13 protein-coding genes are annotated in these 16,432 nt (G+C 36.3%); 4 read left to right on the top strand and 9 right to left on the bottom strand.

What is annotated here, in order from left to right:
• Positions 1–5: 5 nt before the first annotated feature.
• Entirely contained in the window at positions 6–6,284 is a 6,279-nt protein-coding gene (locus V4538_06990) for a HAMP domain-containing protein (protein ID MES2380768.1), read from the bottom strand.
• 605 nt (positions 6,285–6,889) lie between these two features.
• Here V4538_06990 and V4538_06985 point away from each other — a divergent pair.
• Positions 6,890–7,045 (top strand): hypothetical protein, encoded by a 156-nt coding sequence (locus tag V4538_06985; protein ID MES2380767.1) that lies wholly within the window; start codon positions 6,890–6,892, stop codon positions 7,043–7,045.
• A 37-nt stretch (positions 7,046–7,082) separates the two neighbouring features.
• Here the strand turns inward: V4538_06985 and V4538_06980 are convergent, their stop codons facing one another.
• The 5 genes from V4538_06980 to V4538_06960 all read right to left on the bottom strand — a co-directional run bounded on the left by V4538_06980 (position 7,083) and on the right by V4538_06960 (position 10,550).
• Positions 7,083–8,495 (bottom strand): sigma-54 dependent transcriptional regulator, encoded by a 1,413-nt coding sequence (locus tag V4538_06980; GenBank protein MES2380766.1) that lies wholly within the window; start codon positions 8,493–8,495, stop codon positions 7,083–7,085.
• Positions 8,496–8,497: 2 nt separating this feature from the next.
• Positions 8,498–8,857: a response regulator gene (locus tag V4538_06975; protein MES2380765.1), complete on the bottom strand. Its 360-nt coding sequence runs from the start codon at positions 8,855–8,857 to the stop codon at positions 8,498–8,500.
• A gap of 186 nt (positions 8,858–9,043) precedes the next feature.
• Entirely contained in the window at positions 9,044–9,286 is a 243-nt protein-coding gene (locus tag V4538_06970; protein MES2380764.1) for a YtxH domain-containing protein, read from the bottom strand.
• Positions 9,287–9,332: 46 nt separating this feature from the next.
• Positions 9,333–9,488 carry a lmo0937 family membrane protein gene (locus tag V4538_06965; GenBank protein MES2380763.1) on the bottom strand — a complete coding sequence of 52 codons (156 nt, stop codon included), beginning with the start codon at positions 9,486–9,488 and terminating at the stop codon, positions 9,333–9,335.
• Positions 9,489–9,602: 114 nt separating this feature from the next.
• Positions 9,603–10,550 carry a YihY/virulence factor BrkB family protein gene (locus tag V4538_06960; GenBank protein ID MES2380762.1) on the bottom strand — a complete coding sequence of 316 codons (948 nt, stop codon included), beginning with the start codon at positions 10,548–10,550 and terminating at the stop codon, positions 9,603–9,605.
• A 78-nt stretch (positions 10,551–10,628) separates the two neighbouring features.
• Between V4538_06960 and V4538_06955 the strand changes: the two genes are divergently transcribed.
• From V4538_06955 to V4538_06945, 3 genes are read left to right on the top strand one after another with little or no spacing between them, the layout of a single operon-like run.
• Entirely contained in the window at positions 10,629–11,756 is a 1,128-nt protein-coding gene (locus tag V4538_06955) for a DUF748 domain-containing protein (protein MES2380761.1), read from the top strand.
• Positions 11,757–11,783: 27 nt separating this feature from the next.
• The gene (locus V4538_06950) at positions 11,784–13,190 is read left to right on the top strand and encodes an ATP-binding protein (protein MES2380760.1); all 1,407 of its coding nucleotides are present in this window, start codon (positions 11,784–11,786) and stop codon (positions 13,188–13,190) included.
• Position 13,191: 1 nt separating this feature from the next.
• The gene (locus V4538_06945) at positions 13,192–14,280 is read left to right on the top strand and encodes a hybrid sensor histidine kinase/response regulator (protein MES2380759.1); all 1,089 of its coding nucleotides are present in this window, start codon (positions 13,192–13,194) and stop codon (positions 14,278–14,280) included.
• 54 nt (positions 14,281–14,334) lie between these two features.
• On the opposite strand, the gene V4538_06940 is transcribed toward V4538_06945, so the two are convergent.
• The 3 genes from V4538_06940 to V4538_06930 all read right to left on the bottom strand — a co-directional run bounded on the left by V4538_06940 (position 14,335) and on the right by V4538_06930 (position 16,403).
• The gene (locus V4538_06940) at positions 14,335–14,781 is read right to left on the bottom strand and encodes a PA2169 family four-helix-bundle protein (protein MES2380758.1); all 447 of its coding nucleotides are present in this window, start codon (positions 14,779–14,781) and stop codon (positions 14,335–14,337) included.
• 380 nt (positions 14,782–15,161) lie between these two features.
• A complete protein-coding gene (locus V4538_06935; protein ID MES2380757.1) occupies positions 15,162–15,929 on the bottom strand; it encodes a hypothetical protein in 768 nt (255 codons plus the stop codon).
• Between the two features lie 33 nt (positions 15,930–15,962).
• Entirely contained in the window at positions 15,963–16,403 is a 441-nt protein-coding gene (locus V4538_06930; protein MES2380756.1) for a pyridoxamine 5'-phosphate oxidase family protein, read from the bottom strand.
• Between the last annotated feature and the right edge of the window lie 29 nt (positions 16,404–16,432).

Here is a 16,432-nt window from a genome sequence, read left to right as displayed (position 1 = left end):
TATTTTTATTTATAAAACCATACGCGCATAAGCGATAATAGCTGATCAATTTTTAAAGGTTTGGTAATATAATCTGAAGCTCCTGCTTCAATACATTTTTGCCTATCGCCTTTCATTGCTTTTGCAGTTACAGCAATAATTGGTAAGGATGTATTTTTATGCTCTCTCCTTATTTTTTGGGTGGTTTCATACCCATCCATTTCAGGCATCATAATATCCATCAACACCATATTAATAGCAGGATTTTCATTCAGAATATTAATGGCTTCTTTCCCACTCTCGGCAGTAATTACATTGATATTGAAACGTTCGAAAACGGTTGTTAGTGCAAATAAATTTCTAACATCATCATCCACTACCAAAATATTTTTGCCGGTAAGAATATCTTCTTTCATTCGGATATTCTCAATTACTTTTCTTTTTTCAGCTGCCAAATTTTTATGGTTGATGTGTAAATGCAAAACGGTTTCTTCCAGCAAATGCTCCAATGAGTTTACACCTTTCAATAACACTGTATTTGAATTTTGATTAAGCATGTTCACTTCTGCCTTGTTAAAATCTTTGGCAGAGTAAACAATAATTGGTGTGTTTTTTTCTTTGATGTCATATACCTGTTTCACCAAATCGGCACCCGACATATCAGGCAAAGTATAGTCTAAAATAATACAATCAAAACTTTGCTTTTTAATTGTTGAAAGTGCCTTTTTAGCGGAAGAAACAATGGTTACCAAAATATTTTCTCCTCTTAAAATTTTAGCAATTTGTGATGATTCCAATTGGTTATCCTCCACTACAAGCAATTGCTTCACTTCTTTCTCATTAAATTTAATGATGTCATCAAAAAGTTCATTCAAAGAATCATTCTCTATTGGCTTCAATTGGAAACTGCGTGCTCCACGTTTTAAAGCCAATATTCTATTTTCTTCGCCAGAAATAAGGTGAATAGGAATATGGCGGTAGCTTAAATCGTTTCTCAATAAATCAAGTACACGCCAACCACTTGTATCCGGAAGTTTTACATCCAGCGTAATGGCAATAGGCGAAAAGCGATTCACAAAATCAAAAACCTCAATATAACTCACCGCAACAATTGCTTTCAGTTTTTCCTGACGTGCCTTCTCCACCAATATTTTTCCAAAGCGTAAATCATCTTCCACAATCAATACTACTTTATCGTGGGGTTGAATATTGTTCCTATCATCACCGGCATCGTTAATCATTTCATTTACCAAACCTTTGGATTCTATTCCTTCAGAAGTAATACGAATAGAGTTTAATAAATTATCAATGTCTCCATTGCCGTTAGATAGTTGTTGCAGTTGCTGAAAGGTATTTAATGTACTTTCATTTAACGCAGCACCTGTTGTGTTTTCGACCGGTAAATACAAGGTAAATATACTACCCTGTCCTGATGTGCTCTCCAATTCGATTGTACCACCCAATAACTCGGTAAGACCACGGCTGATGGAAAGCCCTAAACCTGTCCCGCCATATTTCCTACTTGTTGAACCTTCTGCTTGCTGGAAAGCTTCGAAAATGATGTTTTGTTTTTCCTGCGGAATACCAATTCCGGTATCGCTAATGGCAAATGCTACTACCTGTTTGGCAGTATCTAGTGCTTGTATTCCGGGTTTCCATGATTTTTTCGCTTCGTATATTTTTAGTTTGACGCCACCTTTTTCTGTAAATTTAAAAGAGTTCGACAATAGGTTCTTCAAAATCTGATTCAAGCGCTGTAAATCCGTTTCCATAATGTCTGGAAGGTTTCCATCTATGTCTATATTAAATCCTAAATGCTTGGCCTCTGCAATAGGCTTAAAGGTTGTTTCCACAAATCCGGCAATATCGTTAAAGCGAACAGCAGAGAAATTGGTGGTGATAAATCCTGATTCGATTTTAGATAAATCGAGAATATCGTTAATCAATTGAATTAAATCGTCACCACAAGAGTGAATGGTTTTGGCATAGCGTACCTGTTTATCATTCAAGTTACCTTCAGCATTTTCGTACAACTGCTGTGCAAGAATGAGCAAACTGTTAAGAGGGGTACGCAACTCATGTGACATGTTTGCCAAGAACTCTGATTTGTATTTAGATGTTAATGTAAGCTGTTCTGCTTTCTCTTCCAATGAAAGCCTTGCTTCTTCTACCTCTTTGTTTTTAGCCTCCACCTCATTTTTTTGTTTAACAAGGAGTAGTGCTTTGTCTTGTAACTCATCGTTTGTTCTGCGTAACTCTTCTTGCTGAATTTTTAACTCCCCTGCCAATGATTGTGATTGTGTAAGCAATTCCTCTGTACGCGAATTGGTTTCAATGGTGTTCAATACAATCCCGATACTTTCCGTCATCTGACTTAAAAAGTCCAAATGTGTTTCACTGAATGCATCCAGTGAAGCTAACTCAATTACCGCTTTCACGTTGTTCTCAAATAATACCGGAAGCACAATAAGATTAGCCGGTTTTGCTTTACCCAGTGCCGAGTTTATTTTGATGTAATCAGAAGGAACTTTTGAAAGAATAATCCGTTCTTTTTCCAAAGCACACTGACCAACTAATCCTTCACCAATGGCAAATTCTTTGGCAATGTTTTTCTCTGCTTTATATGCATAAGCTGCAAATAATTTTAGCCTTACACTTTGCAAATCTTCATCTTGTTTCAACAAATAAAACGCGCCATAATGTGCATGTACAACCTGGGCTAATTCTGAAAGAATCCTTTGTGTTACGGTTTCCAACTCACGTTGCCCTTGTAACATCTGACCAAATTTCGCCAAATTGGATTTCAACCAATCCTGATCCTGATTAATCAATGTGGTTTCACGTAAGTTGGTAATCATCTGGTTGATGGTATCCTTCAAAGCCTCCACCTCACCTTTTGCATCCACCCTAATGTTTCGTGTTAAATCTCCTTTGGTTACAGCCGATGCCACATCCGAAATGGCACGTACCTGCGTTGTTAAATTTTGTGCTAACTGATTTACGTTTTCTGTTAAGTTTTTCCAGATGCCCGAAGCACCCGGCACACTTGCTTGTCCTCCCAGTTTTCCTTCTACACCCACCTCACGCGCCACGTTTGTTACCTGATCGGCAAATACCGCAAGTGTTTCAATCATTTCATTGATTGTATCCGTTAATTGCGCAACCTCCCCTTTTGCGTTAATCGATAATTTTTGGCGAAGATTTCCGGTTGCCACTGAGGTTACTACTTTTGCAATACCACGTACCTGCGATGTTAAATTGGAAGCCATCATGTTCACGGAATCCGTTAAATCTTTCCACGTTCCCGCTACTCCTTTTACTTCTGCCTGACCCCCTAATTTTCCTTCTGTACCCACCTCACGAGCTACACGCGTTACCTCGAAAGCAAAAGAGTTTAACTGCTCCACCATCGTGTTAATCGTGTTTTTCAAATCCAGGATTTCTCCTTTTACGTCAATGGTTACCGTTTTTGAAAGGTCACCTCCCGCTACCGCTTTTGTTACCTCTGCAATATTCCTTACCTGTGCAGTAAGATTACTTGTCATTTGGTTTACACCATCCGTTAAATCTTTCCAGGTTCCTGCTACTCCCGGTACAAATGCATATCCTCCTAACTTACCATCTGTTCCTACCTCTCGGGCCACCTTGGTTACCTCTGATGCAAATGCCCGCAACTGATCCACCATGGTATTCAGTGTTTCTTTTAACTGGAGAATTTCTCCGCGTACATCCACTGTAATTTTTTTCGACATATCACCTTTCGCCACCGCAATGGCCACCTCGGCAATATTCCTCACCTGATCGGTAAGGTTACCCGCCATTTGGTTTACCGAATCCGTTAAATCTTTCCAGGTTCCTGCTACTCCTGGCACGTTTGCTTGTCCTCCCAGTTTTCCATCTGTTCCTACCTCACGAGCAACACGCGTTACTTCTGATGCAAAACCACGAAGCTGATCCACCATGGTGTTAATGGTGTTTTTCAACTCCAAAATTTCGCCCTGAACATCCACCGTAATTTTACGCGACAAATCTCCGTTTGCCACAGCTGTTGTTACCTCTGCAATATTCCTTACCTGTGAGGTAAGATTGGATGCCATTTTATTTACGGAGTCCGTTAAATCTTTCCAGGTTCCTGCTACACCCGGTACGTCTGCCTGCCCACCTAACTTTCCTTCCGAACCTACCTCACGTGCCACACGCGTTACCTCCGAACCAAATGCATTTAACTGATCCACCATTGTGTTGATGGTATTTTTCAACTCCAAAATTTCCCCGCGAACATCCACCGTAATTTTACGCGATAAATCTCCTTTTGCCACAGCAGTTGTTACTTCGGCAATATTCCTTACCTGAGAAGTTAAGTTACTTCCCATTTGGTTTACAGAGTCTGTTAAATCTTTCCATACACCACCAACTCCTTCCACCGTAGCCTGTCCACCTAATTTTCCTTCTGAACCTACCTCACGTGCCACACGTGTTACCTCCGAACCAAATGAGTTCAACTGATCCACCATGGTATTAATGGTAATTTTCAACTCCAAAATTTCGCCCTGAACATCCACTGTAATTTTACGCGATAAGTCACCCCTCGCTACGGCTGTTGTTACCTCTGCAATGTTCCTTACCTGGCCCGTTAAATTGGAAGCCATTTTATTTACTGAATCCGTTAAATCTTTCCATGTTCCGGCAACACCTGGTACATCTGCTTGTCCACCCAATTTCCCTTCCGAACCTACCTCACGTGCCACACGCGTTACCTCTGAACCAAATGAGTTCAACTGATCCACCATCGTGTTAATCGTATTTTTTAACTCAAGGATTTCTCCTTTTACATCCACTGTAATTTTACGCGACAAATCTCCTTTCGCTACGGCCGTTGTTACTTCCGCAATATTCCTTACCTGGCCCGTTAAGTTCGAGGCCATACCATTCACACTGTCTGTTAAATCTTTCCATGTTCCCGCAACACCTTTTACATGTGCCTGCCCTCCGAGTTTTCCTTCTGTTCCTACCTCCAGCGCCACACGTGTTACCTCCGATGAAAATGAGTTCAACTGATCCACCATCGTATTAATGGTGTTTTTCAACTCTAAAATTTCTCCTTTTACATCCACCGTTATTTTACGCGATAAGTCACCCTTCGCTACGGCTGTTGTTACCTCTGCAATATTCCTTACCTGTGCAGTAAGGTTACTTCCCATTTGGTTTACTGAATCTGTTAAGTCTTTCCATACCCCACCCACACCTTTTACTTTTGCCTGCCCTCCGAGTTTTCCTTCCGAACCTACTTCCCTTGCCACACGTGTTACCTCTGAAGAGAATGAATTCAGCTGATCCACCATCGTGTTAATTGTGTTTTTTAACTCAAGGATTTCTCCTTTTACATCCACCGTAATTTGTCGTGATAAATCGCCTTTGGCCACAGCCGTTGTTACCTCCGCAATATTCCTTACCTGACCCGTTAAGTTCGAAGCCATTTGGTTTACCGAATCTGTTAAATCCTTCCAAGTTCCCGCAACTCCTTTTACTTGTGCTTGCCCACCTAGTTTTCCTTCTGTTCCTACTTCCAACGCCACACGTGTTACCTCCGAAGAAAAAGAGTTCAGCTGATCCACCATCGTATTGATGGTATTTTTTAGTTCAAGGATTTCTCCTTTTACATCCACCGTAATTTTTTTAGATAAATCGCCTTTCGCTACCGCTGTTGTTACCTCCGCAATATTCCTTACTTGTGCAGTAAGGTTACTTCCCATTTGGTTTACCGAGTCTGTTAAATCTTTCCATACACCCGCAACCCCTTTTACTTTTGCCTGTCCTCCGAGTTTTCCTTCCGAACCTACTTCCCTTGCCACACGCGTTACCTCCATCGAGAATAAGTTTAACTGTTTTACCATGTCATTTACCTCTTTGGCAATTCTGGCAAACTCTCCTTGTAGTGTATGTCCGCCAATTTCCTGCGGCATTTCTTGTGAAAGATTTCCCTTTGCCACCGAACTGATTACGTGCGCAATTTCAATAGTAGGATGCACCAAATCGGAAATAAGTGTATTGAGTGACTCAATACCTTTTGTCCATGAACCTTTGGCTGCGGGCAATTGTATACGTTGTGTAAGCTTACCTTGTTTACCAATTGTATTACCGGCATAGGTAAACTCATCCATCATCTTTTCGTTGAGCGAAATAATTTCATTCAGCGTATCACAAATTTTACCACTTAAGCCTGTTTGGTCAATAGGTAGTCGTACACTAAAGTTTCCATTTTTTACTTCGGTAAGTATACGAAGTAACTCTCTATCGTTTATCATCGCATCGGGTAAGTCAACCAATTCTTTATCTGTAAAAATATCTTTTGTCAGCTTACTATTTCGTTTCCCTTTTGCCGGGGTTACAACTTCAACATGTCCGTTTGTTGAACTGCTAGATTCTTCTTTTTTGGTAGCCATTTTTTTAAATGATTAGGATGAAAACAGTGATAAAGTATAAATGGAATTTGATGCTATTTTGAACTGTTACACACAAAGCAATAGGAAGATTTGCTATTATACAAATGATGACTCTTTTTTAACAAAAATTGTGGAATCAATTCCCCAAATACGCCTTATATTCAACTGGAATGATTTTTGCAAAAAGCGTTTAAGCGCCTGCTCGCATCTGTTTTAATTACATTCTTCACGATTTTCAGCAAAATTAAAAACCGATGGTATCCTCGTTTATTCTATAAAAACGAGGTGTGGTATTTGAGAATCTTTATATAAATAATACAACAAAAATTGGTTATATAAAGTTTAAAAACTGATGGATATAAAAGCTGAATACATTGGGATAGTTGCAGGAGTATTTACCGCTTTTCATTAGTGCCTCAATTGGTAAAAATTATTAAAGAGAAAAAGCAAATGATATTTCTATTACCATGTTGCTGGTACTTTTTATAGGCATTGGATTATGGATATGGTATGGAGTAATAAAAGAAGATTTACCTATCATAGCAACGAACCTGGCTTCACTTATTATTAACTTACTGGTTATTGGTTTCAGTGTTTATTACAAACTTAATAAAACGCTATAACAAAAAACGCGAACCTTTTAAAGGCCCGCGTTTTGCTTTATAATAACTGGTATTGTTTTAATTTATTGTACAAGGTTTTCCTATCAATATCTAAAGCCTTTGCTGCTTTTGATTTGTTATAATTTACTTGCTTCAGTACTTCTACAATTGTTTTGTATTCTGCACTCAATGCAATTGATTTTAAATCGCTTTTTGCAGGCCTTTCAGCACTCCCAAGTTGGTCATCCTGATTAGTAGCTTCCAGGTTAAAAGAAAATTTATCCTGAAAAGATATTTCATGCGGTAAAGAGTTCAATTGAACTTCGTTCCCGTCTGTTAGCAAGGCCACACGTTTAATTACATTGTGCATTTCTCTTAAGTTACCCGGCCATCGGTAGTTCCTGAAAACATCTACTACTTCCGCAGAAAAGCCTTTTATCTCTTTTCCTAAATCGGCTGCGGCTAGTTTCAGAAAATGGTTTGCAAATAACTCAATGTCTTTGCCTCGTTCACGTAACGGATAAAGATGAATGCTAAATTCGTTAAATCTATGGTAAAGATCTTCTCTAAACTTTCCACGAGAACTCATCTCTGTTAGTTTTTCATTGGAAGCAACAAGTATTCTTACATCTATATCTATTTCCCTTGTGCCTCCTACATGGCGTAGTTTTCTTTCCTGTACTACACGCAATAAAGCAATTTGTGTATCGTATGGAAGATTGGAAATCTCATCCAAAAATACGGTTCCTCCATTGGCCATTTCAAAGTGACCAATTTTTTGAGACAAAGCTCCTGTAAATGCTCCCTTTTCGTGACCAAACAATTCGCTGCCGGCAAGTTCTTTGGTCAAAGCTCCACAATCAATGCTTACAAAAGGCATGTTTTTCCTTTGGCTATTGTTATGAATTGCCTGCGCTACAGATTCTTTTCCTGTTCCACTTTCGCCATAAATAATAACGCTGTAATTTGTCGGTGCTACCAGTGCAATTTGTTTTTCAATCTCTTTTGCTTCAGGACTTACACCCTTTATAAAGTTACCATCAGTAAGCTCTCTTTTTTTCTTCTTTTTGTTTTCTGATGAATCCTGATCGGGACTATCGCCTCCATTTTCTTTTTTAGCAATAGCCTTTTTAACGAGCAATAAAATCTCATCGGGAAGAAGTGGTTTAGTGATATAGTCAAACGCTCCTTGTTTAATTACATCTACTGCCACTTTTATATCAGAATACCCGGTAATAATAATTACCTGAGTAGAGGGATCTTTCTCTTTTACTTTGTGAAGAATCTCCCTTCCATCTGTATTTCCTAAACGGAAATCTGATAATACCACATCATAATTGTTTTTTTCAATTAATGAAAAAGCATTTTCTCTGGAGTATGCTGCCTGAACAGAAAATCCGTTCTTGGTAAGGAATCTGTCAAGCAAATGACACATGTCAATATCATCATCAATTACTAGTATATTCTGCATAATTATTCACCTATTAACTCTTTTGTTTTTTCAATAATTTGTGCCAGCGAAAAAGGCTTAATTAAAATTCCATCCGCATGATAATCATATGCTTTGTAAATATCATCATTGGCACTTATAACGCAAATTTTTACAAGGGGTAAGTTTTCTTTAAAATAACAAATATGGTTTAACCCGTTTCCATCAGGAAGATTAATGTCTAAAAAAAGGAGTTCCGGTTTCAACTCTTCAAATATAGCCTTCCCTTCTCCTAAACCCTTAGCATTTTCAATCTTATACCCTTTATTTTTTAATGCTATTGACATCAACATATTGGTATCACTTTCATCATTTATAACGAGTATTTTTTTTATTCCGGTCATTGGGTTTATTTCATTTAAACAAAACTAAATTAATTAAAAATAACAAATACTTATTTTACATTACGTATTACCAATATTTTATATGGGCCAAAAGCACTATACCTACACTTGTAAATAGCAATAAGAATACCCTCCAAAAAGAAGGTATTCTTTCATTTATCAATGTAATTAGATAACGTGTTAAGCTTACATTTTTGTTGCAGATGATAATTCATCTTCTGCTTGTGCCATTAACTCATCTGTTTTATTGATAAGACTAGCGTATTTTTCTTTTACTGCTTCTGTTATATCATCCGCAAAACCCTGAGCACGTGAAAGGATTCTTTTGCGGGTGTCTGATCCTTTTTCGGGAGCTAATAAAATTCCCAAGGCAGCACCTATGGCGGCTCCGCCAATAAATGCAAGTGTGGTTTTAAATGAATCGTTCATGATGTTTAGTATTTAGTAAGTAAATTTAACTGGTTGATTATTTAGTTTACAAAACATCCTTACCTCTTATTAAGCGTAATAAGACTGCTATTACAGCAATCACAAGAAGAAGATGAATGATGCTTCCTACACTATAAGCGAAGAAGCCGACTGCCCAAGCCAATACTAAGATTACGGCAATAATATAAAGTAGATTACTCATAATAGTTTGTTTTATGGAAAGCATAATTGAAATTATTGTGCCATTAAGCTTTTATATAATAATAACTACGCTTTACGGAGGGCCTGATTAAAATTTGTGGAAATACTTCCACAATTAGTGGGGAATTTTTTCCTTAGCCACTTCTGTATTGGAACTGATTGGAATGGCCGTTTCATTTACCCAAATAGCATATTTATCGGGCTCAATATTTTGGCCTTTTAGTTTAAGATACACCTGTGTAAACTCTGCTCCAAAGAATAAAATGACTGCTGAAAAATAAACCCATAAAAGAATAACAATAACGGATCCTGCTGAACCATATGCTGTTATTGTTGCATTTTCTTCTAAATAAAATCCGATTAAATATTTGCCTCCCATAAAAAAAATGGAAGTAATAATAGCCCCTCCTAATACATCTTTCCACCTAATTTTTGCATCGGGTAATACTTTGAAAATAGTACCAAACAAAAAGGTTAACACGGAAAAGATTATAACCTGATTGATTATATAAAAAAGGACTACGGGAATATCAGGAAAATAGTATTGTACTCTATTGGTAAACTCGGAAATTAAAGCATTGATAAGCAAGGACACTATCAACACAAAACCTACTGAAATAAGCAATGAGAATGATGTGAGCCTGTTAAAAATTAATTTAAGAAATCCTTTATTGGGCTTTGCTTTCAATCCCCAAATGGTGTTGATGGAATCCTGAATTTCTGTAAAAATACCTGTAGCTGTAAGAATAAGTGTTACAATGCTTAAGGTCTTTGCCCAAGCGGAACCCTGATCAAATTTTGTATTTATTATTACTTCCTGTATTTGCTTAACAGCTTCCGGACCTAATAGCTGGTTCATGCGTGTAAGTACTTCTCCCTGAACCAGCGAGGGGTCATAAAATATTCCTGAAATCCAAATGATAATGATTAACATAGGAACCAAAGAAAATATGGTGTAATAGGCCAGTGCTGCTGAAAGTTTCAGAATATTATCGTCTATTGATTCGACCACAACAGTCTTCATCAGTTTAAAAAAAGTAAGCGTATTTTCTTTTAATTTCATACCTATTATTTACAAAAAACATTCCTGCTTTTGATATGGCATGATTGTTACCCATAGAAGGAATAAAAAATAAAAGTTATGTGGGAACAAAAAACACGTAAGAAGAAAATTACGCTCAAAATATTTTTGGGAGTACTCGTTTTATTGGTATTGGTACGCATTGCTTTGCCATATATAGTATTGCATTTTGCCAATAAGAAATTAGCCCGGTTGGATGGATATTATGGCCATATACAAGATATAGACATAGCTTTGTATAGGGGTGCCTATGTTATGAAAGATATTTATATTGACAAAATAGACCCTTCGAGAAAAGAGCGCATTGATTTTTTTAGCTGCTCCAGAATTGATCTTTCTGTTGAGTGGAAAGCCCTTTTTAAACAGAAAATTGTAGGAGAAGTAGAGTTTGAGGGACCAATTATTAAATATACTTTAAATAAAACCATTGGTAAAAAAGCTGATAAAGACACTACTAATTTTATAAACTTGCTAAAGGATTTTATGCCCTTACGTATCAATCGTTTTTTGGTTGAAAAAGGCCAGATTCATTATGTAGATATAAACAGTAAACCGTTGGTAGATATTCCGCTTACCCAAGTACATATTTTAGGTATAGGACTCACCAATGAATCGCAACAAAAAAATCAATTACCTGCTTCTATTGATATGAGTGGAAACTTATATAACGGTAATATGGATATACATGTAAGGCTAGATCCATTAAACAAAGTTCCTACTTTTGATTTGGATGGAACGTTAACCAAAACAAATCTGGTTAACTTTAATCCGTTTTTTACTGCCTATGCAAACTTTGACCTTAAACAAGGAAACATGTCTGTTTATACGGAGTTTGCTGCTAAAGACAATGGCTTTAAAGGATATGTAAAACCTTTAATCAAAGACCTGGATATTGTTCAGTTTAACAAAGAAGAAGGAGGCGTTTTACAAATAGCATGGGAAGCATTTGTTGGAAGTACTGCAGAAATTCTTCAGAACCAACCTAAAGAAGTGTTTGCTACAAAAATTCCTGTTGAAGGAAAATTTACAAAACCTGAAGTACAAGTCTGGGATGCCATTATATCTATACTCAAAAATGCTTTTATCGAAGCATTGAAACCGTCTATTGACCACACTGTTAATATTTATAACGTTAAACAACCTGAGAAGAAATTTATTTTAGGTATATTTCGTAAGAAAAAGAATTAGTATGTTACTGCTATTAATCAACTAAAGATGTTAAAACTTAAAAAACTTCAACAAGTCAAATTCAGTTTAACTGTTTCAGTTACCATTTTATTCGTTATTCTCTATTTTGTATTTTATATCAATAAGCGAAACCAAAAGGCTTTTCAAAGCGTAACACACTCGGCTGAAGTTATTGTTAAGCTAGAGCAGATTTATTCACGTACAAACGAATTGGAGAGTGCACAACGCGGATACATTATTACTAAGGAAAAGGCTTTTTTGGAACCTTATGAAAGACTTAATACAGAACTCCATTTATATGTACGCCAGTTGGAAATGTTGGTTTGTGATTATAACCAACAATTAATCAATGCTCAGAATTTACGCAGCCTCATTGACAAAAGGCTAAAAACACTGGAACAGAACTTAGTAAACGCCCAAACAGAAAATTTAATGGTGGGGAAGTTGATGATGACGGAAATCCTATCAAAAATAAGGCAGATGAAAGAGGTAGAGGAAGTACTGATGAAACAGCGACTGGTACAATCCAGACTTTTAGATGATAAAACAACAATGGCAATTATTATTTCCATTATACTTTCAAGTATTTTTATTTTTTCGGCCTCCTTAATCTTAATACAGGAATACAAACTAAAATCTAAAATAGAGCAGGAATTATTGCTCTCTCAAAAAATGTTGAGGGATAAAGTAAATAAGCTGGATGCAAGCAATAAAGAATTGGAACAGTTTGCATACATAGCCTCACACGATTTGCAGGAACCATTACGAAAAATTATTACTTTTAATGAGCGTATTGCACATAAGTTTTCTTCCATTATTGATCCTTCGGTAAAAGATTATTTAGGCAGAACTATTCATGCTGCTGAAAGAATGCGCATATTGATTGATGATTTGTTAAATTTTTCGAGGATTACCAAAGGAGATATAGAAATGGTTCCGGTTTCGCTCAAAAAAGTAATGGATATGACGAAAGAGAATCTGGAGGTTCAGATTAAAAAAAGTCATGCAAAAATAATTCAGCACAATGGGCTTCCTGACATATATGGCGATCAAACACAACTGGTAAGACTATTCCAAAACCTGATAAGCAATGCAATCAAATTTACTGAATCAAGTAAGATACCGATAATAGAAATATTTTGCACAATTGCCGATGAAAAAAGCAGACAGGAATTACCAGGAATGCCTGATTACTCCATTTACTATAAAATTACCATTCGTGATAATGGGATAGGTTTCAGCGAAGAGTTTAGTGAGAAAATATTTATTATTTTTCAACGCTTACATGGACGAAGCGAGTATGAAGGAACAGGAATAGGATTAAGTATTTGCAAAAAAATTGTAGAAAACCACCAGGGATATATAACTGTAAACAGCGAAGTAGGTAAGGGTTCGGAGTTTAATGTGTATTTGCCAAAAACAAACATTGTATAGCATGGATGCGAAAGAACTAATAAAAATATTGCTGGTTGAGGATGATGAAGATGATTACATGATTATCAAAGATTACTTGTCGGATACTTTTTTACCTTATGAAATTACCTGGGCCGTTAACTATAATAATTTTCTTACGCACATTAGTGAAGGTACTTTTGATTTAGTAATTACAGATTATTTACTGGGCACTACGAGTGGTATTGAAGTATTGAAAAGAGTAAAGGAAAAAGATGCTTTTATACCTGTTATATTACTTACCGGTAAAGGCAGTACAAGCATTGATATGGAGGCCATGAAACTGGGCGCTTCGGATTATCTTGTTAAAGGTACTTTTGATGCATCAACCATTGAAAGAGCAGTAAGGTATACCATTGAAAGCGCTAATAATACGCGTATCATCAAAGAGAATGAAAACTACCAGAACACCATTAACAAAATTGTAAGTACGGATAGAATAGCAAGAATGATAGCGCACGAAGTAAAAAATCCGCTTACCAATATTTTATTATGTGCAGAACAAATGAAAGAACTTCTTCCGGAAAACGAAGAGTTTAACTCGTATCTGGAAATTATTACAAGAAACAGTAAACGCATTAACCAATTGGTTGTAAACTTAATGGATTCCACAAGGTTTGGCGATATAGTATTAGAAGAATGCAACCTGATAGACATTGTAAAGGATACGTTAAAACTGGTGGAAGATAGATTGAGCCTGCAATCGGTTAAAATTATTGAAGAATATTCACATCCTGTTATTCAGCTTCCTGTTGATGCAGAGAAATTAAAAATTGCTTTCGTAAATATTATTATCAATGCCATTGAGGTTTTAGAAGAAAACCCGGAAGCAACCATTACCATAAAAACAGAAAAGCTACCTAATCATATAAGGGTGCGGATAAAAGATAACGGGACGGGTATTCCTCCTGAAATCATGGACAAATTATTTGAGCCTTTTTTTACTTCTAAAGAAAAAGGATCGGGACTTGGTCTGGCATCTGCCCAAAATATTATTTTAGGACATAAGGGAAAAATAGAGGTAAGCTCTGAACAAAAAGGATCAGAGTTTATTATTTCATTTTTAACATAAAAAAGGTGGCAGAAATATATTCTGTAACCTTTTACGTTTTAGTAAGGAATATTGCTAAGCACTATCTCTCATTGCTTTCACAGTATTGTGTGCTTCTTGCAATGCATTCTTATGTTTTGAAATAGTATCTATAATATCTTCCGACAGTTCTTCTTCCTTCAGTGCTGATTTGTAAGAAGCCAATGCTACATCTTCGCCAAATTCACATGAAGAGAGAACCGCTTTTCTGTCATTAGCAGTAATCGCTGCACGAACGTCCATCCATACACGATATAACTTTCCCGAAGTTGTTGTTTCTCCATCTGGTGATTCTTCTCTGGGAATAAAACTGCGTAGTTCCGAGTTAAACTGATTGCTTTGATTACTGAAACGCTCAAACATTGTTTTCAAGTCCAAGTCGTTTGTTTCTGTAGCTGCAGTGTTATAACCTTCATATCTATCGTTGTTTATGATAATAAGGTCTTTAATAACCCTTACTGCTTTATCTGTTATTGTGCTCATAATTGTTTGAATTAAGGTTTATATATACCTACAGAAATACAACTAATATGCCATCGGGTAAAGAGTGCTTATTCCCCATATATCAGCTTAGCTTGTGTTGAATTTATCCCACAGCAGAGGAAAATAATACACATTCCTTTGTAAAGAATACCCAAAAATATTGCAAAAAACGATTGGCATGTTTTTTATATAGTTTAAGTATCAATTCTCTTATAAAGTATATATATATAAAGGAGGAGTAAAGTTTACCGAAGCGTTTTTGCTTCAATTGTTGTGCTTGTTTTATAGAATAAGTAACTCATGTAAACCTTACTCCTCCTTACTCTTTTTAAGTAAAGTAAGCACTAATAAAACTTTTGATTTATTATAGTATGTTGTTCTTATGTGATATTGCTTTTTCTGAATGCCTCTAAACTAAAATAGGCAACAAGCCAAGCCAATAATATAACAACTAATAGAACTGCTGAATAGGATACAATAGGATTGATAGAAATGTTAGCTATTGATATACCAGTAATAGCCCAAGTAATTACCAATGGATACACCCAGTTTTTAAAACGGATGCTTATTACAAGTGCTGCCACAACAGCAAGTACCATCATTATTATTGTCCAAGTAGAAAGGCCTAGCGTGCCCCCGTCCCAATTCATTGCTGCTAACCAGGTTGAAAAATTTGCAATAGTAGCAACTGATATCCAACCAAAGAAAAGACTAAAGGGAAAAAGAAACCACGTATATGAAGCCCGGTATTTTTCTGCTATGAAAAACAAAAACATAGCACAAACCAGAATCATAATGATAAGCACTAAGCTTCCGGTAATTTGATTAGAAGCAAATAAAACAAGCCATACTGAACACAATATATTGGCAATAATCATTGGCCAAGCCAATAGGTTTAATACTGCTAAATTTCTTTGTGCGGCAAGCAATTGGTAAAAGCCATAATCAATAAAAGTTATGTAAATAACACCCCAAATTATAAAGGTATATGGTGCCGGAGTAAAGAAGTTATAATGCAATTGTGATACTTCCTGAATGGTCAGGAGTTCAGAAAATAGCTTATTATAAAACAGGTTGAAAAATACATTGAGTATTATAGCTAAAAACACAGCCATTCTAAGAGTGGGTTTTGCAGTTAATGTATCCATAAACAAGGTTTATTAAACGAAAGCATTTTTTGTTTACAACAGCGAAAGCATTTTTCCGTTTTTTGTATCCCAAAAATTTGCATGCTCAGGTGTAATTCTTATAAACGTAAGGTTGGGATTTCTTTTCTCCTCGGGAAGCAATGCTTTAATTAAATTGTTACCAAGCTTTTCTATTTTGAGAAAATCCTTTATTACTTCCGCGTGCCCAAATATGCTTAAGAAATAGGTTTGTGAAGGTTTTGAATAAATAAGCTGCACTTTATCGTCATGCATATTTTCTATTTTTTTAGAAAAATTATCCGAGCTTAGAAACCAGATACTCCCATCTTCGTCTACTTTTCGCGTTCCCATTGGTCTTGTTTCAAAAGGTATTCCCTCGGTATGTGTGCAAAACATACATATACTAATATCTTCTGCTACATCTTTTATTTTTTTGATTGCATCGGAACGGTTCATATTTTTAGTGTCTGCCATGATAGTTAGATTATAAATTTTATTTAGGA

Source organism: Bacteroidota bacterium (genome assembly GCA_040388375.1).
In the GTDB taxonomy this organism is placed as follows: Bacteria; Bacteroidota; Bacteroidia; order UKL13-3; family UKL13-3; genus JAAFJM01.
This window is presented reverse-complemented; position numbering and strand designations above follow the sequence as displayed.

Bases quoted from the DNA above. Each gene is read 5' to 3' on its own strand.
- V4538_06990 (MES2380768.1), bottom strand. From the start codon at position 6,284: ATGATAAACGATAGAGAGTTACTTCGTATACTTACCGAAGTAAAAAAT.
- V4538_06985 (MES2380767.1), top strand. From the start codon at position 6,890: ATGTTGCTGGTACTTTTTATAGGCATTGGATTATGGATATGGTATGGA.
- V4538_06980 (MES2380766.1), bottom strand. From the start codon at position 8,495: ATGCAGAATATACTAGTAATTGATGATGATATTGACATGTGTCATTTG.
- V4538_06975 (MES2380765.1), bottom strand. From the start codon at position 8,857: ATGACCGGAATAAAAAAAATACTCGTTATAAATGATGAAAGTGATACC.
- V4538_06970 (MES2380764.1), bottom strand. From the start codon at position 9,286: ATGAACGATTCATTTAAAACCACACTTGCATTTATTGGCGGAGCCGCC.
- V4538_06965 (MES2380763.1), bottom strand. From the start codon at position 9,488: ATGAGTAATCTACTTTATATTATTGCCGTAATCTTAGTATTGGCTTGG.
- V4538_06960 (MES2380762.1), bottom strand. From the start codon at position 10,550: ATGAAATTAAAAGAAAATACGCTTACTTTTTTTAAACTGATGAAGACT.
- V4538_06955 (MES2380761.1), top strand. From the start codon at position 10,629: ATGTGGGAACAAAAAACACGTAAGAAGAAAATTACGCTCAAAATATTT.
- V4538_06950 (MES2380760.1), top strand. From the start codon at position 11,784: ATGTTAAAACTTAAAAAACTTCAACAAGTCAAATTCAGTTTAACTGTT.
- V4538_06945 (MES2380759.1), top strand. From the start codon at position 13,192: ATGGATGCGAAAGAACTAATAAAAATATTGCTGGTTGAGGATGATGAA.
- V4538_06940 (MES2380758.1), bottom strand. From the start codon at position 14,781: ATGAGCACAATAACAGATAAAGCAGTAAGGGTTATTAAAGACCTTATT.
- V4538_06935 (MES2380757.1), bottom strand. From the start codon at position 15,929: ATGGATACATTAACTGCAAAACCCACTCTTAGAATGGCTGTGTTTTTA.
- V4538_06930 (MES2380756.1), bottom strand. From the start codon at position 16,403: ATGGCAGACACTAAAAATATGAACCGTTCCGATGCAATCAAAAAAATA.